The organism is Paenibacillus sp. FSL R5-0470 (assembly GCF_037975205.1).
Classification (GTDB): domain Bacteria; phylum Bacillota; class Bacilli; order Paenibacillales; family Paenibacillaceae; genus Paenibacillus_AQ.
Genome location: NZ_CP150238.1, coordinates 4428986 through 4447598, shown reverse-complemented (window position 1 = coordinate 4447598; position 18613 = coordinate 4428986). Strand labels below are relative to the sequence as shown.

Genomic DNA, 18613 nt, shown 5'->3' with positions numbered 1-18613 from the left:
AGGTGAAGTAAGAATGTTTCATGCATATGATGTTCTGGCTAACCAGTTGCTAGCTAATGCGAATGATCCAAGTTGGTATGTGCCTTTTGAGGTAGCCGTAAAAGACTTAAGAGAAGAAGAAGCATTTTGGAAAGTAACGGAAGAAAGCAATAGTATTGCTGAGATCGTGCAGCATCTGCTCTACTGGAATGAAACTTGGCAAACAAGGTATAAAGAAAAGAGTGTCCATGCGGTTCCTTCAGTGGATAACAATAATACCTTTGTCGTTGCAGAAGGAGTAACGTTCCAAGAGCTTCAACAACAACTCTTAGAAGTTCTTTTATGTTGGCAGGAACTGATTACAAAGGAACAATTGGATGCCGATGTTCAAGAATTCCAAGGCAGTCAGTGGTGGGAAGTAATAGGCAATGTGACAACACATAACGCGTATCACGTAGGGCAAATCGTTTTTATTCGAAAGATCCAAAAGAGTTGGAATCGCACTATGAAGTGAATTGAAGGACGTTAACGGATGTACATTCATCTGGCTAACGTCTTTTTTGCGAATATCAATGGAGATAAGTTGCGCAAAATACTTACATATACTTATAATCACTTATTTAATACTTGCAAATACTTACTTAATAACTTATGATGACTTTAGGAGGTGCATACATGATGTTTCAAGAGGAGAGATTGTTAAAAATACTCGAATATTTGAAACAACACCAATCGATGAGTGTTCAAGAGATCTGTACGCAATTTGATGTATCCAGAGATACCGCACGTAGGGATATTGTTAGATTAGTACAAGAAGGTGTTGTGATCCGAACGCATGGAGGGGTATCGTTACCTGAGTTACAAAAAGAATTGTTATCTTATCAGGATCGATTGATCGATGAATCTGAGAGTAAGCAGAGGATAGGGAAGGCTGCTGCGCAGCTTATCCAAGATCATGAGACTGTGATTTTAGATGTATCTACCACCGTGCAATTTGTAGCAGAACAGATCAGTGCGAAGGATATTACGGTTGTTACGCACTCGATTGATAACGTAGGGATCTTGTCACAGCGGGAGGATCTGCAAATTTATGTTCTTGGTGGTTACTTGAATGTGAAAAACCGCCTGTTATATGGCCCTTCTATTATCGATAAACTTAGTGAAATCCGTGCTGATAAAGCCTTTATTGGAGCATCCGCGATCCGTGCTGATGGACTCTACTATCCATATGAAGAAGATGTGCGGGTGAAGAGAGAAATGGCCCGAAGATCAGATCAAGTCATCTTAGTGGCTGATCACACCAAATTTATTGGCAAATCATTTTTCCGTCTAGACTTTGAGTTCGTTGACATTCTAATTACCGATCGGGAACTCCCCAGTGAGATCAGAGAAATTCTAGATCAGAAGAACATCACAGTGATTGAATGTCTAGAAGAAACTGAAGGGGCTCGAGAGCAAGACTGATAACAAAACAGAGGAGGATATTTATGTCTTATATTCTGCAAAATGTACAAGTGGCGCTTCAGAATCGTATTGTCCCAGCGGCTAATGTGTGGATTTCTGAAGGGAAAATTATAAAGATAGATACAGAGGATCTTTCGATTCCAGAGGGACAACATGAACGGATTGACGGTGGTGGCCATTTATTAGTACCCGGGATGATAGATGTTCATATTCATGGCGCCAATGGCTTCGATATGATGGACGGTACGGAAAAGAGTATTCAAGAGGTCTCAAGTGCTTGTGCTTCATCTGGCTGTACCTCATTTTTGGCTACCTCTGTGAGTTCTACGCTAGAAGATCTTTTAGAAATGATTCGTAGTGTCAAGCGTGTGATCGGACATGAAGTGGGCGCAAAGATCGCAGGTATTCATTTAGAAGGACCTTACTTGAACCCGAAGCGAAAAGGAATGCAGAACGAAAAGTATCTACGCCACCCCAACTTAGAGGAAATGAACCTGATTTTTGAAGAAGCGGGTTCACTTATTAAGATGGTTACAATCGCTCCGGAGTTGCCGGGAGGGATGGAGCTCATTTCCTTTTTGAAAGAAAAGGGTGTAGTTATAGCCATCGCTCATTCGGATGCCACATATGAAGAAGCTAAACAAGCCTTTGCGTCGGGGGCAAGTCATGTTACGCATTGTTTTAATGGCATGCGTCCTATCCATCATCGAGATCCAGGGGTAATTGTGGCTGCTTTTGAAGAGAAGCATGTAAGCCTTCAAGCGATTGTGGACAACGTCCATCTGCATCCTGCAATTATTCGATTAATGCATACCTTGAAAGGACCAGAAGGAATGGTCTTGATTACAGATGCACTGCAAGCTATGGGATTAGGTGATGGGGATTATATGTTTGGAGGCCATCATGTTACGGTATCCGAGGGGGTAGCGAGACTGAAGGATGGAACGCTAGCTTCAAGCACAGTGACTATGAATGAAGCTTTACGTTATACTGTCGAAACTGGAATTCCATTGATAGACGCCGTAAAGATGGCTTCAACTACGCCGGCCAATATTCTTGGACTTCAACAAAAGGGGACAATAACATCCGGCTTTGATGCTGATCTGGTCCTCTTGGATGATGAATTTAAAGTGTGCTGGACAATGGTGAATGGTCAAATTTCATAAATCATGATGAATACAGGTTACTTCTGCTCAATGCAGTTGTAACCTGTATTCATGTGCGGTTATGCCAAACACGCTTTTAAAATGCCGGTTCAAATGAGTTAAATCCACAAATCCACAATCTACTACAGCGGCATAGATATCCTTAGTTTTCTCAATGGACTGCTTGGCATGCTCTACCTTGCAATTCAAGAAAAATTGATAAGGTGATATTCCTGTATGTGTCTTAAACTCTCGGATAAATTGATATTTGGAAAGTCCAAACTCTTTACAGAGATCATCTAGTTTTAGTACATGTTCTAAACTGCAGTACATCATTTCCTTTGCTTTTTTGACAAATTTATTATTTATCCTGTGCTCTGTAACTAGTTCAGTATTAGATACTACATGAACCAGGTTTAACAACAGCTCACTGCACAAGGACTCCTCTTTGCCATTCTGGATGGCATGACTTAGCGCTAATATGCACTGTGCCAATTTGTCATCGTATAGAATGGGAGAGGCGAAGCGGAGTTCTTTTTTTCCAAGGATCTCTTGTATCAAGGTTGGTTTGATATATAGCATGACATAATCAATACCTGCTTTATCATATGAATTGCCGTCATGCGTTTGCTCTCGATTAAATAGCATTACGCCATTTTTATGAGAGGATTGCAAGCTACCATCAAGGTTATATTGCTGAATGCCACGTAAGGTGACACCGATTGCGTATTCCTCATGGCAATGTTTTTTATAAGTGAAATCACTCATGCTAGCTGACAATGTTAGGATATCTGCTGACTTTTTATAGTTGAATTTCTCCACGCTCTTAACCTCCACGACTTATAGGATTCCCGATATCATAATGGCAGAGTATACTAAAAATAGTGCCATCAGAGTATTTAGAACTTTTTGGTGATTTTGCAGAAATACTCTGAAGATTGCCCCAAATACAACCCATGTCGTAAAAGCAAAAAATCCGATCACAGTTATAATTATAACAAACATAAATAAGGTGAGAGAAGAAGTATAGAATGGCATTACATAGCTGGGAATGACTGTTAAAGTAAATAAGAGCACTTTAGGATTCACAAGCTGCATAAGTAAACCCGACCGAAAATTGGCATTTGGATTAGGCTGGTCTTCCATTGCACCCATTTTAAAGATTTTATAAGCAAGATAGAGCATATATATACTTCCGACGACTTGCATAATGATCAGGATATTTGGGATGACCTCCACCAGAACACGATTCATCAAGGTAGAAAGGATAAGCAATAGACCAAAAGCCATCGTAGCCCCGTATACATACCGCATGGTTTTCTTAGCCCCTGAATGTTGCACGGAAGAAAGAATAACAATATTGGCAGGACCGGGTGAACATGTAACTACAATGCAATAGAGAAAAAAGGAAATTATATTCATGATGACCTCCAGTAAAAGTTGTCTTATGAATATAAACCTCATAACTTGATTGTTTATAGTACATTATTGCAGAGGAGATCAACATAATGAATGAGACAAAGCATTTAACTATTAGTACACTCACTGAGGGCGATTATGTATCTACATGCCGGGTATTTGAAGAATCAATATCGGATGCCTTTAACAAAGAAGGATTAGGTCACTTACTAGAGGATATACAAAGTGAAACCGATCATAAAAAGCAAAAGGCGCTATCTTCACTGGAAAAGGCAAACTCGGATATTTATTTCTTTATCGCTAAAATCAATGGGAAGGCTGTGGGTACGATTTCCTATGGTCCCTGTGGTGAGACTATTCAAATCTGTGCAGAACATCAGTTGGATCATTTGGGGGAATTGGGGAGTTTATACGTGTTGCCAAGCTATCAGGGGCAAGGGATTGGTTCGGCATTAATTAAGAAAATGATGATATTTCTAAACGAACAAGGGATCGAGCAATTTTGTTTGGACAGTGGCTATAAACGTGCACAAATCAAGTGGAAGCGTAAATTTGGGGAGCCTTATAAGGTAGTAAAAGATTATTGGGGACCCGATTCCGATCATATGGTTTGGTTGTGTAATGTAAGAAGTGATTAAATGGAAATTGTACATCATATGAAACGAACGTGTCGTAATATTATATATTAGATGTCGCATTTTCCTACTAATAAAGGGTTTTATTCTGTGATATTTTATTAGTAGATGTCAGAATAACATATATACGGGAGGCACAAGCAAATGACGATTAGAATTGGTAAGATTAGCTATTGGCATGTACATGCTTGGGACTATACGAAGCAAGCTCAAGAACATGAGGATACTGTATTGGCTGCAGTTTGGGATGAAGATGCAGAGCGTGGGAAAAAAGCTGCCGAAAGCTTAAATGTTCCTTTTTTCGAATCACTGGATGACCTGCTTGCGCAAGAGGATATAGATGCCGTCATAGTGGATGCGCCGACCAATGTGCACAGAGATGTAATTGTTGCTGCGGCTAAAGCGGGCAAACATATTTTTACGGAAAAAGTAATTGCCCCCACACATAAAGAAGTTGAAGAGATCATAAGCGCAGTGGAAGAGAACGAGGTGAAGCTGACCGTATCCTTGCCACGTCTAAATGATGGATACGCATTAACGATTCAAGAGGTTCTAAGTCAAGAACTGCTCGGAGAGATTACTTACGTTAGAGTTCGCTTATCTCATAATGGGGCTACAGAAAACTGGCTTCCCGATCATTTCTATAGCTTGGAACAATGTGGTGGCGGAGCTTTGATTGATCTAGGCTGTCATCCTATGTATTTGACGAAGCTTTTCTTAGGTCAAGATGTGACCGGTGTAAATGCTAATTTTGGTTATGTAACGGGCAAGGAAGTAGAAGATAATGCAGTGGTAACATTATTTACGGATTCAGGAGCAATTGGTGTGGTCGAGGCTGGTTTCGTGAATAGTCATTCGCCGTTTACCATCGAGGTACATGGAACCGAGGGGACTCTTCTTTACGGAACACCAGAGGATAAGCTTCTTCTTAGAAGTAACAAATCCGCTGACAAAGAGGAAGGATGGAAAGAAGTAGCGCTACATGCTAATCGTGAAAGCGCATTCCATCAGTGGGTTAATCATATCCAAAAGGATACTTTCGCCACCGAGAATGTTCAAATTGCTGTGGAGCTTACGAGATTAATGGAGGCGGCGAATCGTTCAGCTAAAGAAGCTCGTATGATTCGGTTAGCAGATCTAGACGCTTAACCGGTCTCCACCTGTTAGGAGGATTTAACATTGAGTAACTTTCCCTATGAGATGATGTTTGAGAAGCATGATATGCTCGAAAGATTGGATATTTCAATCCAATGGGGACATTACGAGATAACAGTTCTTAGATTTCATTTGACCTCTTTTCCGCCGGGAAGAGTCATAGATTTCCATAATCATTCTGAATTCGAATTTCATTTTATTCCTAGAGGAAAGGGAGAAGTGACTCTTGGCGATTTAAAATACCCCTTGTCTGAGGGAATGTTTTATTTAACCGGACCGGGTGTCATGCACCGCCAAGAGGCGGATCCAGATGATTCTATGGAAGAACTGTGTCTACATGTGGACATCAAAGAGAAGATCAGAGAGGAGGTTGATCCTTGGGAGGTTGCGGAGGCTGAGACCTGTGTTCAGAAGCTAAAGCAGCTACCACTAGTTCCAGCGCAAGATTATCACAGCGCTATGAAATGTTTTCTTGAAGCCTATGAAGCTTGTGAAGGTAAACTAACGGGATATTACACTTCCATTAAACATCTCGTAATCAGCATTTTATTAAAGGCAGTAAGAGCGTATGATGCAGGTGGAATTCGAACAGAAGCACCTGTTAGAGATATGTCAACTTATCGGTACCAATACGCCATTCAATATATGGAAGCTAATTATTCAGGAGCTGTTACCTTGGAGAATGTTGCTGAAAAGCTGAATATTAGTTCAAGGCAGCTGCAGCGAGTGTTTAAACAAGTTAACGCCGATCAATCTTTCAGTAGGGCGCTTGAGGATATAAGGTTGAAAGCGGTCTGCCGTAAGCTTGAAGAAAGCAATTGTCCGATCGAACAAATCGCTCAAACGGAAGGGTTTACGAATGCTACATATTTGCATATTGTCTTCCGCAAGCGGTTAGGCATGACTCCAGCAACTTATCGAAATACAAAACAAACTAATTAGAAGTGAGGGTGAAAGATATGAGTAAAGTGTTTCGCGTAGGAATTATTGGATGTGGTGGAATTGCGAATGGCAAGCATCTTCCAAGTTTGAGCAAGCAAAGTAAAGTGGAAATCGTAGCTTTTTGTGACATTATTAAAGAACGTGCTGATGAAGCAGCGGAGAAATACGGTACTAGCGAAGCTACTGTATATACGGATTACACAGAACTATTAAAAGATCATTCGATTGATATTATTCATGTGCTTACACCGAATGATGCTCATGCAGAAATTTCAATTGCAGCCCTTGAAGCAGGAAAACATGTTATGTGCGAAAAACCAATGGCCAAGACGGCAGCAGATGCCAAACGAATGGTGGAAGCAGCGAAACGTACAGGCAAGAAACTAACCATTGGATATGACAACCGCTACAGAGAAGACAGCTTATATTTGAAAAAAGCATGTGAGTCCGGGGAGCTTGGTCATATCTATTTTGCAAAAGCACATGCCATCAGACGGAGAGCGGTACCGACATGGGGAGTATTCCTCGATGAAGAGAAGCAAGGTGGAGGACCTCTGATCGATATCGGAACCCATGCGCTGGATCTAACGCTGTGGATGATGGATAACTATAAACCAAAAGTCGTGCTGGGCACCAAATATCACGAACTGTCTCAAAAAGAAGAGGCCGCCAACGCTTGGGGACCTTGGGACCCTAAAAAGTTCACCGTGGAGGACTCAGCCTTTGGGATGGTCGTAATGGAGAATGGCGCTACAATTATGCTGGAAGCGAGCTGGGCACTCAATTCTCTGGATGTGCATGAAGCGAAATGCAGCTTGAGCGGGACTGAAGCAGGCGCAGATATGAAGGACGGACTTAGAATTAATGGAGAGAAATTCAGCAAGCTGTACACCAATAAAATTGAGCTTGGGGCAGGCGGCGTTGCTTACTATGAAGGAAAAGCAGAAAGTGCACCTGACATCGAATTAAGAAAGTGGATCGAGGCTATTGAACAGGATAAAGACCCGGTTGTAACACCTGAACAGGCTTATGTTGTTTCGCAAATATTAGAAGCGATTTATGAATCTGCACAAACGGGTAAGGCTGTGTATTTGGATTAGATTTTTGACAAGCATAGCGATATAGAGTAATATCCACTTGTGATTTAATTACAGGGATCTGAGACAAGACTCTCTCTTTACTGGGAGAGTTTTTTTGTTTTTTTTTGCATGTTTGAATACTGGGTTATAGGGGTGAAGAGCATGAACACTGTAGAACGCAATCAAGTACTTATTGTGGAAGATGACGATAATATTAGACGGTTTATAGCTATCAATTTAACGAATAATGGGTTTGTGGTTAGTGAGGCTGCTTGTGGAGAAGCAGCATTGCAGAGCTTTGAGACGAACCGGCCAGACGTTATTGTTCTGGACATCATGTTGCCGGATTTAAATGGGTTTGAGATCTGCCGGAAGCTAAGAGAGCAGGATCCTGGGGTCATTATCATTTTTTTAACAGCACGAGGACAAGATCTGGATAAAATCAATGGCCTTGAAATGGGTGCCGACGATTACATTGTGAAACCTTTTAATCCATTAGAACTGGTGGCACGGATCAAAGCGATAGTGCGTCGTACAGAAACAGCTTTAAAACCGCAAAAAACTATCCTTCAAGCTGGACCGATTCGCCTGGATTTGAACTCGAACAAGATGTTTAAGCACGATGACATTATTGAATTAACCCCGAAGGAATTCCAGTTGATGAAGACCTTTTTAGAGCATCCGGATACAGCACTATCTAGGAATGAATTAATGAACCTGGTCTGGGGTGAGGATTTTATTGGTGATCCGAAGACAGTAGATGTTCACGTGCGTAAGCTAAGAGAGAAGATTGAAGAGGATGCCTCTAACCCGCATTGGATTGAGACTGTATGGGGGCTCGGATACCGCTTTAGAAAGGATGGTTGAAGAATGGGTATTCAGAAAAGATTAGTAGGAAGCTATTTTGTAGTGATCTGTCTTACTGTGCTCATTCTTGAGATTATTCTTAATTTATCTGTACGTTATTATTATTTTCATAATATAGAGCAAACCCTGATGAATCAAGCAGAACTGTCGGCTTCTTTTTATCAGCAATATTTTAGCGACGAGGATTTAGAGGCACAATCGGATAGGTTGTTAAAGGGCTTTGCCAGCCATTCCGATGCACAGGTACAGATTATTAATGCTGAAGGTCGGCTGTTGCAGGATTCTAATGGAATCCAAGGCGATTTTACGATGACAGATAATATGGATATGCAAGCAGCCATACAAGGGCAGCCTGACAGTTGGAAGGGTGAGGACCCTGTAACGGAGGAAGCTATTTTTACGGTGTCGTATCCTTTACAAGCCAAAGGTAACATCGTCGGGGAAGTGAGGTTTATTACCTCCTTAACGGAAACGATACATACAGTAAATCAAATTGCGGTTTTGCTGATCGGGGTAGGTTTGCTCGTGATTGGTATTGTCACCTTGCTTGGATTATTACTATCTTGGACCATAACCAGATCCATTAAAGATCTGAAACAGGCAGCAGACCAAATGTCCGAAGGAGATTTCAGCATAAGAGTACAAAAGCGTTATCAAGACGAGCTTGGTTCCTTGGCAGATACATTGAATATGATGGCCAGTCGAATCTCGAAAAGTGAACAGCTTAAGAATGATTTTATCGCATCCGTATCCCATGAACTGCGTACGCCATTGACCTCGATCAAAGGCTGGGTAATCACCTTGAAGGCGGGTGGGGAGAGTAACCAGGCTCTGTTTCTTGATGGGCTAGATATCATTGAATCTGAAAGTGACAGGTTAACTCATATGGTGGATGAATTATTGGATTTCTCCAAATTGGATAACGGAAGAATCGCAATTCACCTCACAACTGTGGATCTAACAGAGCTGTTGCAGCATATTGGCAGACAACTCACCCCTAGAGCAACCAGACAAGGCATCTTGCTTCAAGTGAAAATAGAAGAGAATCTGCCTGTCATTCAAGCTGACGAGAATCGTGTGAAGCAAGTCATGATTAATCTCATTGATAATTCGCTCAAATTTACTAGTTCCTCGGGCCGAATTCTTATTACTGCCCATACGGTTCCAGGGAAAGTTGTAATTACGGTTGAGGATACTGGGTCAGGCATCGCAGAAGCGGATTTAGAGAATGTGCGGCGAAAATTCTACAAAGGGGATCAACAGGCGTCAGGCAGCGGTTTGGGACTGTCCATCTCGGAACAGATTATTACGTTGCATCATGGCGAGCTGCGTATAAGCAGTACTTTAGGTAAGGGGACGATTGTCCAATTTGACTTGCCGATATAAATAGAGCTCAAATTTAACTATTTCATAACCACTTTCATCTCTTTCACAGATAAAATACTATATATGCGGACAAGCGAGGAGTCGATGATCCAAATGCCGAGCAAATTCATAAAGATAGGTGCTATGTTAACAACGATACTTTTGCTCGGAGGATGCGGAGTGCCGGCGACACCAGGAGAGCTGATTAAGCCTCCATCATCAGAAGCAAGCCTGCAGCGAGACAAAACGAGCCAGGAATTTATCAAATGGCTTCCCGACAAAGCTCAATTGATAACTCCGTTGGATGGACAAGAGGATAATGCTATCTCCTTTGGGGATATGGATGGAGACGGAATCGATGAAGCGGTAGTTGTATATGAGTACAGCAAAAACAAAGGTTCTTCTATAAAAGCAATGCTGCTTAGGCAGGAAAATGAAGCGTGGCAAAAGATTTCGGAGGTTGAGGGGTTTGGGTATGGCTTGGATTATGCCGAATTCTATGATGTCGATGATGATGGCCATAACGAGCTCGCGCTGGGCTGGTCATTGGGCGAGGCAGGGAACGGGCTGGATATTTATACGCTGAGTGAAGATAAATTAAAGCTGTTATCGAAGAAGGCGTATTAGGACAAATTTGATCTGAGATAATCATACCACTTTATAATCCGCTGCACTTCAGCTTCATCTTGAGACAAGATGTATTAGTGCTCAGGCGGATTATTTATGATGCTCATTTTACAACAAGAAAAATACAGAAATTAAATAGAGGTTGTATCATGTTTCTCACCACCAAAATTGCAAAGCTGGACAGATCCGTACTGTTTCTCGTAACATGCCTAGTTGGTATTGGTACTGTTGCTATTTATGGCGCGACTACGGATACACGGTTAGATGGTCTTTACATCAGTTCGTTGTATTTATTTGCTTTATTTTGCATACCCATGTTATTCATCGCATTGGTAGATTATAAGATTCTATTAGGCTGGTTAGCGTATCTCTTTTATAGCGTGGGTATTGGTCTACTTGTGCTAGTTAAGTTGGTTGGGGAGAACCTCAATGGTGCCGTGCGTTGGTTAAGTATTGGAAGCTTTCAGCTCCAGCCCTCCGAGCTGGCTAAAATATGTACGGTGCTGCTCATTGCTCATCTATTGGGTAAACGAGAAGGACAGCAGCTTCGCTTTTTTCAAGATTTAGTGCCGGTTTGTTTCGTTTTTTTTATTCCTTTTATTTTGATCATGGATCAACCCGATTTGGGTACAGCGCTCGTTTTTGCGGGCATATTGCTTAGTATGCTTTGGATAGGTAACATCCGTGCTCTATATATGATCTTGATCCTCGGTGTGGTGATCATTTCGATTGGCACGATACTATGGCTCTATTATGCCAACTTCGATTTGTTATCCAAGATTGTCGAGCCCCATCAATTGTCACGAATTCAGGCTTTTTTGGACCCGCAGAGTGATCCCGATAAATCTTGGCATGTCAAAAATGCAATGATAGCCATTGGCTCCGGTGGATTATCGGGTAGTGAAGGTATTTTTTTGCGAAAAGGATATATTCCATACGCGTATTCCGATTCGATCTATGTAGTCATCGGTGCAAAATACGGTTTTATAGGTTCATCCATTTTGCTGATGCTATATTTATTGCTCGTCTATCGAATGATCTTTATCGCACTCGAAAGCAGGGACCGTGCAGGGGCATATGTTGTCACCGGGTTTATCGCCATGATTATCTTTCAAGTTTCTGTTAACCTTGGAATGCATCTTGGATTGCTGCCCCTGACAGGGATATCCTTGCCGTTTATTAGTTATGGAGGTAGCTCGTTACTTACTAATATGATTGCGATTGGCATAGTGCTAAGTGTGAAAGTCCATAAGGATGAAAGCACGGATTGAAAAAGCTACTGGAACTGAGTGGAGGGAATTATGACTAACAAACGCAAGTGGACAACAACTCGTAAAATTCTGACGAGCATTGGACTTGTCTTAGGCGCAACGATTATCGGAATTGGAGTATATGCAGGGTATTTATACAAAAAGACGGATAACGCGATAGAGCGCATGGCTGCTCCAGTCAACGTCCAGCCAACCGCTGCCCCAGAGGAAAAAAAGGAAACGGTATCGGTTGAACCTATGATTTTTCTGCTTGCCGGAGTAGATAGTCGGGACGGTGGTGGTGGGGTAATGAATACGGATGTTCTAATGCTTGTCAGCTTCAATCCTGACTCAAAGTCGACGAGTTTCTTATCTATACCGAGGGATTTGTTGCTAAAACCTAAATCGTTGCCCTCTCGCAAAGCTAATTATTATTATGCTTACCATTACATAAAAGATAAAACTGAAGCTATCCCTAATACAAAAGAGTTTTTCAGCAATTTACTAGGTCTGCCAATTGATCACATGGTTGTGGTGAATTTTGATGTGCTGAAGGAGACGGTGGACTTGCTTGGCGGGCTAACCATTGATGTCGATATGGATATGAAATATATCGATTCGGCAGATGGAACGAACATCGACTTAAAGAAGGGCTTGCAGAAGCTGGATGGCAAACATGTGCTTGATTTTGTGCGTTACCGCAAATCGAATCAAGGAACGGCTGAATCCTCCGATTTTCAGCGCAATGATCGACAGCAGCAAGTAATTAAGCAGATTCTGGATAAGCTAGGGAATTTCCAAGGCGTGTCCCAATGGGGGAATGTATTGGACATCATCGGTGAAAATGTGAAGACAGATATTCCACAAGCGGATCTCCAGCAATGGTTGTTGAACTTCCCTAAACTCAAACCAGATCATATCAATTCCTTACATGTGGAATCTCTTTGGAAGAGTCCATACGTGTATGTGAATAAAGAGGATCTTAAACAAGCACTTACTACTCTGAGTACGGAAGCGGGTGTTAGCTCCGAAAGTTCATTGCACCTGGACAATATTGGAACGGTAGATTGAAAGACTATCACTTAAACTGCTCTTAGGAGCAGTTTTTTTGTGTTCTACTAATAATCCCGATAACCAGTAAAGTTATCCGTCAACGGGTAGAGGCCTGACTTCCAAGCATAGTACCATGAACACAGCGATTATGAATCGTATATTGTTTAGGTTTACTTGAGAGGAGAAGGGGATTTCATGAAATACAGACTGGGTATTATGTTTCTAATCGTACTTACAGGGATGATATCGATAGCTGCATTTAATCCGATTATTGGACCGCTTGCTCGGAATTTGGGACTTAGTGATTTTCAATCAGGATGTTTGGTATCGGTAGCGGGACTTTGCTGGCTGCTCGGAGGATATTTCTGGGAAAAACAAACATTCATGAGCCGAAAATGGCTGCTCGCTTCGATTATGTTCGTCTACATGGCAACACTAGTCATTTTTGCACTGCTGGCTGATTATGCAGTACATGCTGAGAGTAAAACAAGCCTATTTTGGAGTTTCTTTATACTTCGCGCAATCGCCGGCTTTTTCTTTGGAGGTATTCCGGCATTAGCACAAGCTTATGTTATGGGCTGGAGTACAAAAGAGACCCGTACTCAGGGAATGGCATTATTCGGTGCAGCCAATGGACTTGGCTTCGTAGTAGGACCTGCAATGAGCGGAGGAATGGCTTCGATGGGACTCACCTCACCAATGTACGCCGCAGCCATATTATTATTCACCTTGGCTATATTATTTCTAGTGTTTATTCCTAAAGAAAAGAATATCGAGATCGAACGGCAGGCGATTTCACTTTCACCCAATGACAAACGGATACGCCTCTATTTATGGATTGGACTATTGCTATCGTTTGCTCTGAATATCGTGCAGGTTACTATCGGATTTTTTGTGCAAGACAGCCTTGGATACAGTACCCAGCAAGCCACTCAGTTAATTGGAACGGGTCTGGCTATCTCGGGAGTAATGGTGGTACTCTCGCAAATTGTGATCAGCAAATATCTCAAATGGCATCCTAAAAAAGTGCTACTCGTAGGGCTATTATTTGTGGCTTTGGGTCTGCTAGGCTTATTATTGTTTATCAGATTTGCTTATGTGGACTTTACATTCTTGGGAATTGGCATCGGCTTTACATTGCTTGGCTACAGTGCGGGTGCTTCAATGGCGGTTCAAGACCATGAACAAAGAAGCGTTGCTTCCTTTATTGCGGCCCTTCAAGGTGGAGGATCATTCATAGGTCCAGTTATAGGCACAGCTTTATACACCGCTAATATGGCACTTCCTTATTCTTTCTGCGTGTTGTTGATTGGTATAGTAGCTATCGCGAATTTGAAAAACAGATCAACGGATCATGTGGAGAGTTGTTAAATAGAAATGCTGCTCATAGAGTAGATTCTAAGCTGTCGAGGGAGTCTCGACAGCTTTTTTAGTCTGCAGATTTCTGCTGGCAGTGGCTTTATGTAGAAAATAAGGAGAAAGAGTTTTTTACCTCGTAACAGCCTTCCAATTAATAGTATAATAAGAACTCGTAGGAGTTATTTGAATAAAGTTGTATACATACTCTATTTAAGGAAGAAGGAGCTGAGAACATGACTGTTAAGACTACAGCGGAACAAATCCGCATTATAGAATATGATCCTTCTTACGCTAAGGCGGTTGCAGAAATGTGGAACCGTAGCAACGAAAGCTGGGGTGGAGGCACCAATCAGAGAACAGAGGATACAGTACGCCGCGAGATGGAAATCTCGTCCAATCTGAATGTGTTTCTCGCCGTTGATGGTGAGGAAGTGGTTGGCTTCTGCAGTTTTGCCCATTACCGTCAAGACGAAGGAGCTTTGTATGTTCCGCTGTTGAATGTACGACCTGATTATCACGGATACAAGGTAGGTCGTAATTTGATTTTGAACGCTGTTCGCACAACAATTGAAGCGGGCTGGCCACGTCTTGATCTGTTTACTTGGGCAGGCAATACGAAGGCCGTACCGATGTATAAGAAATGTGGATTCTTTTGGGAAAAAAATGAGGATTACGTTCATCTGATGAACTTTATTCCGACGGTTCTGCAAACGGAAGCACTCGCTCCTTATTTAGAACAGCTGGATTGGTATGCAGATAGTACCCGTGAACTGCCCATTCAGCCGGATGGTCGCCGGGAGCGTGGTTTTGATTTCTTCGATTACACTTGGCAAAAGGGCGAACTCTCCTTACGTGCAGAATTCGAGAAGACCGGTCGCGGCCTGACGGCTCTTGATACACCTGACTATGAAATCTCCACGGAGATTGACGATCACGATCTTGTATTCGGTTCCACCTACAAGATTCGCTATCACATCAAGAATCGTTCGGCGTCTGATCTGGCCATTGAGATCAAAGGCCAAAATGACAAAAATATTCGTTTTGCCTTCTCTGCTGCACCAACACTCGCGCCAGGAGAAACAGTTATCGTAGAAGGTGAGTTCGAGCTTGATCCGATTCGTGAAGAGCAAAACGACAAGAAGACTCACCCCGTGGTTATGAGCAAATGGATTATCGGTGGCAAGCGCGCTGAGTTCCGCATAGGTGTTGCTCCTAAATTCCCGCTGAAAATGATGATGGAGTTGCCAACACGTGAGCTGTATCCGGGTCTTCCCGCTGAGCTATATTTAAATGTTGAGAATAATTTTGCAGCGGAAGCGGAATTTTCTTTTGATTTGCCTGAGGAAGAATTTTTGACGTGGGCGGATAGGACAGTAAGCTTCTCGGTTCCAGCTAAAAGTAAGGCTTCCATCCGAGTACCCTTTACCCTAAATTCATATGGCCTTTATTCACGGGATATTGAGGTGACGGCCGTTCCGGCTGGAGAGAAGGCAGTGTCCTTCATCAGCAAATTATCTGTGCTAATGAAAGGAACACATGGCCGCTTTGGTGGGGAAAACGGGGATCAGTGGGTGGCTGTAAACGGCGCCTACTCCGTACATCTTAATAATAACGACAATGGGATGTGGATTGAATATCCCGGCTCGAGCCATAATTTCTGGTTAACCCATCCGAAGTTAGGTAAACCATTCGCCGAAGAATTCTCGAAGAAACAGGCTAAAGAAGTAAAGATCTATTCCGAAGGAGAGGGCCAAGTTCTAGAGACCCTTTATGAATCGGATGAATTCCCGGGTCTGGAGATAAAAAGAGTGGCTAAGCTCTTTGCAAACGGAATCGCTGAGTTTTATAGCGAGGTACGCAATACTAGTAACCAAACGTTGGAAGAGGATATGTATCTGCTAACGAATTTCGGATTTTTTGGCAAACGGCTCATCCTGCCTTATCAGGGGCATTACGTAGATATGGGCGATGCTTATTCGGGTGATCCGAGTTATTGGGACAGCGCTCAAATTACGGAAAATTGGTTGTTTAGCAAGGAAGAAAATGTCACATGTGGCGTTTGCTGGGACCCTTCGCTGAAGCTGCTTCGTCCGGAGTATCCACTTGGACTGGAGCATAATCTTGGTCAAATCTCTGCTGGAGATGTCGTACGAACAAAGACACTGGTGTTTGCTCTAAACACCTTCCTGAAGTGGTCGGATTTCCGCACCTTTGCACGGAAGCAGCTGGATCCGATCACACCGGTGTTGGATGATCATCTTGAATTAACGCTCGGCGGTGGAAATCCGTTTGCGGCGGGGGCGCTTCATGCGGAGTTCATCGAACGAAAGATGACTCCGCTTAATGGAAGCCTCGAGCTGTATGTACTAACGGATAGAGGAGAGGAGCAGGAAGTCGCTGAGATGGAGCTGCAAAGAGAGCAGAATCTGCACTCCGCGGGCTTTGAGCTTTCACCTGAGGAAGCAGAATCTTCTTCAGAATACAGCCAATCAGGACAGAAGGTTCGAGTCGTCTATCGTGGAGAGGATCGTATTCAAGAGCGAGCAGGCCTCTGGTTCCCTCAAACGGAAACAGCAGCCGTTATCTGTGATATAGAAGAGGGACCAGCGGGTCCTATTTACACTGTGAGTAACGGAGTACTTTCTATTGCAGCTACTCCTGATTTCGGCAGTGTTGTGCACTCCCTGAAGCACCATGGAGAAGAATGGTTGGATAGCTCCTACCCGGAAGCAGCACCACGTTCCTGGTGGAATCCTTGGCATGGTGGACTCGGTGTAGGTATTTCAGGCATAGGTGGATTTAGTCGTTTGGAGGAGCCAAGAAGCGCAGCTTGGACCGAGCAAATGGATGTTCAGGGCAATGTATGGAAAGGATTACGTATCACTACTTCAATCGAGAAGCAGGAAAAGAACCGAGGGATTGTTGTTAATCAGCATTACCTTATGCTCCCCGGCGTCCCTGTGCTCTGTGTGTTGCATTCGGTGACTAATGACAGCGGAATGACCTTGCCGAATTATTCGTTGTCGGAGGAGAATTATATCAAACCTTCGCCAGTCTATGCCGAAGGATGGATGGAATTCTCCAAGGAGGGCAAGTTCTTATTAGGAACGGTTGAAACCTATCTTGAGGCCAAGGGACTATTGCGAATTGGTGCATCTTCGCGTAAGGATATGCTGCATATGGTGAGCAGTCACCCGAATCAGAGTGCCTCGGCGTATGTGAACAATAAGGTATTTAATCACGGGGTGCATCATCATCTTCCGCTTCTAAATGGAGAAACCGTTTGGACGCAGCCCTCCTTCCTGATCATGGGAGAACTCGCTCTGAATTCAGAGGATGTCCGCAGTCTTTTGAAGCTGACCTTTGCTAGACCTACTGACGAAAAGGAGATCTTAAATGCCGATCATTGATATTCACATTCATCTGTCGGACATCGACAGCTTTCATCAAACAGCACTGGATCTCTCCAAAGTCGATTACACTGCTGCCGGGCTCAAAGCGGAGTTTGATAAGAACGACGTTGTTCTCGGCATTGGAATGGGGGTCACGGAACAGACGAAGGGAGCTTTCCCTGACTCTACTTCCCCTAATCCGATGAGCCTTGACTTGGAGGATACTGTGCCGCCTTTCTTAATGGAATGCGTGGGGATCAATCCGAACATGCTCGGAGGAAAGGATGCACAAGAGGAACTGGATCGAATTGAGGCACGGCTGCAAGCGCCCGAGGTAGCTGGTATTAAGCTCTATGCCGGGTACTATCATCATTACGTTTATGACAAAATCTATTCGCCGATCTATGAGCTGGCAGCAAAGTATGGCACGCCTGTGGTCATTCATACCGGTGATACGTACTCGATGAATGGATTGCTAAAATATGCACATCCACTTACCGTGGATGAATTAGCGTTTCAACGACGTGATGTGAATTTTATGATCTGCCATCTTGGCGATCCGTGGGTGATGGATGCCGCCGAAGTGGTGGCCAAAAATCCAAACGTCTATGCCGATTTGTCCGGTCTTGTGGTCGGTGATCGGCCTCATTTTGAACGGTTCATGAATGAACCTCTGTTCATGGATCATTTTCGCCGGGCGCTGGTGTATTCCGACCACTATGAGAAAATGTTGTTCGGCACGGATTGGCCACTCGCTCCTATTGACCTGTATGCGGAATTTGTCCGCCGACTTGTCCCTGAGCAGCACCACGAAAAAGTATTTTACGAGAATGCCTTCGCCTTATTTCCACGCATCCAGCAGCGGATTGCGGCGCTCTAAGC

General features: G+C 43.2%; 17 protein-coding genes. 15 read left to right on the top strand and 2 right to left on the bottom strand.

Going from position 1 to position 18613, the window contains the following annotated elements:
• Nucleotides 1-13 precede the first annotated feature (13 nt).
• From MKY99_RS19685 to nagA, 3 genes are all read left to right on the top strand, one after another.
• The gene (locus MKY99_RS19685) at nucleotides 14-493 is read left to right on the top strand and encodes a DinB family protein (protein WP_076286542.1); all 480 of its coding nucleotides are present in this window, start codon (nucleotides 14-16) and stop codon (nucleotides 491-493) included.
• 164 nt (nucleotides 494-657) lie between these two features.
• The gene (locus tag MKY99_RS19680; protein WP_339271724.1) at nucleotides 658-1443 is read left to right on the top strand and encodes a DeoR/GlpR family DNA-binding transcription regulator; all 786 of its coding nucleotides are present in this window, start codon (nucleotides 658-660) and stop codon (nucleotides 1441-1443) included.
• A gap of 23 nt (nucleotides 1444-1466) precedes the next feature.
• On the top strand, nucleotides 1467-2609 hold the full coding sequence (gene nagA / locus MKY99_RS19675) for an N-acetylglucosamine-6-phosphate deacetylase (protein WP_339265875.1): 1143 nt from the start codon (nucleotides 1467-1469) through the stop codon (nucleotides 2607-2609).
• Between the two features lie 27 nt (nucleotides 2610-2636).
• On the opposite strand, the gene MKY99_RS19670 is transcribed toward nagA, so the two are convergent.
• Together MKY99_RS19670 and MKY99_RS19665 are read right to left on the bottom strand one after the other, a co-directional pair.
• Nucleotides 2637-3410 (bottom strand): AraC family transcriptional regulator, encoded by a 774-nt coding sequence (locus MKY99_RS19670; RefSeq protein WP_076299332.1) that lies wholly within the window; start codon nucleotides 3408-3410, stop codon nucleotides 2637-2639.
• An 18-nt stretch (nucleotides 3411-3428) separates the two neighbouring features.
• A complete protein-coding gene (locus MKY99_RS19665) occupies nucleotides 3429-4010 on the bottom strand; it encodes a LysE family transporter (RefSeq protein ID WP_339265872.1) in 582 nt (193 codons plus the stop codon).
• Nucleotides 4011-4096: 86 nt separating this feature from the next.
• Between MKY99_RS19665 and MKY99_RS19660 the strand changes: the two genes are divergently transcribed.
• The 12 genes from MKY99_RS19660 (at nucleotide 4097) to MKY99_RS19605 (ending at nucleotide 18611) form a co-directional block, all read left to right on the top strand.
• The gene (locus tag MKY99_RS19660) at nucleotides 4097-4645 is read left to right on the top strand and encodes a GNAT family N-acetyltransferase (RefSeq protein ID WP_339265870.1); all 549 of its coding nucleotides are present in this window, start codon (nucleotides 4097-4099) and stop codon (nucleotides 4643-4645) included.
• Nucleotides 4646-4786: 141 nt separating this feature from the next.
• Entirely contained in the window at nucleotides 4787-5791 is a 1005-nt protein-coding gene (locus MKY99_RS19655; protein WP_339242327.1) for a Gfo/Idh/MocA family oxidoreductase, read from the top strand.
• A gap of 30 nt (nucleotides 5792-5821) precedes the next feature.
• Entirely contained in the window at nucleotides 5822-6739 is a 918-nt protein-coding gene (locus tag MKY99_RS19650) for a helix-turn-helix domain-containing protein (protein WP_231573306.1), read from the top strand.
• Nucleotides 6740-6756: 17 nt separating this feature from the next.
• Complete coding sequence (locus MKY99_RS19645; protein WP_339265868.1) at nucleotides 6757-7839, top strand: Gfo/Idh/MocA family oxidoreductase; 1083 nt, start codon at nucleotides 6757-6759, stop codon at nucleotides 7837-7839.
• A gap of 141 nt (nucleotides 7840-7980) precedes the next feature.
• Nucleotides 7981-8685, top strand: a complete 705-nt coding sequence (locus MKY99_RS19640) for a response regulator transcription factor (RefSeq protein WP_339265866.1) — start codon at nucleotides 7981-7983, stop codon at nucleotides 8683-8685.
• 3 nt (nucleotides 8686-8688) lie between these two features.
• Nucleotides 8689-10071, top strand: a complete 1383-nt coding sequence (locus tag MKY99_RS19635) for a HAMP domain-containing sensor histidine kinase (RefSeq protein ID WP_339265864.1) — start codon at nucleotides 8689-8691, stop codon at nucleotides 10069-10071.
• Between the two features lie 93 nt (nucleotides 10072-10164).
• Nucleotides 10165-10677, top strand: coding sequence for a hypothetical protein (locus MKY99_RS19630; protein ID WP_339265862.1), 513 nt, complete (start codon nucleotides 10165-10167; stop codon nucleotides 10675-10677).
• Nucleotides 10678-10826: 149 nt separating this feature from the next.
• A complete protein-coding gene (locus tag MKY99_RS19625) occupies nucleotides 10827-11948 on the top strand; it encodes an FtsW/RodA/SpoVE family cell cycle protein (protein ID WP_339265861.1) in 1122 nt (373 codons plus the stop codon).
• A 30-nt stretch (nucleotides 11949-11978) separates the two neighbouring features.
• Nucleotides 11979-12998 (top strand): LCP family protein, encoded by a 1020-nt coding sequence (locus MKY99_RS19620; protein ID WP_339265859.1) that lies wholly within the window; start codon nucleotides 11979-11981, stop codon nucleotides 12996-12998.
• 177 nt (nucleotides 12999-13175) lie between these two features.
• A complete protein-coding gene (locus MKY99_RS19615; RefSeq protein ID WP_339265858.1) occupies nucleotides 13176-14351 on the top strand; it encodes an MFS transporter in 1176 nt (391 codons plus the stop codon).
• A gap of 221 nt (nucleotides 14352-14572) precedes the next feature.
• Complete coding sequence (locus MKY99_RS19610) at nucleotides 14573-17749, top strand: GNAT family N-acetyltransferase (RefSeq protein WP_339265856.1); 3177 nt, start codon at nucleotides 14573-14575, stop codon at nucleotides 17747-17749.
• Nucleotides 17736-18611 carry a TatD family hydrolase gene (locus MKY99_RS19605; protein WP_076286532.1) on the top strand — a complete coding sequence of 292 codons (876 nt, stop codon included), beginning with the start codon at nucleotides 17736-17738 and terminating at the stop codon, nucleotides 18609-18611. Before MKY99_RS19610 ends, MKY99_RS19605 begins: the two co-directional genes overlap by 14 nt.
• Nucleotides 18612-18613: the final 2 nt, after the last annotated feature.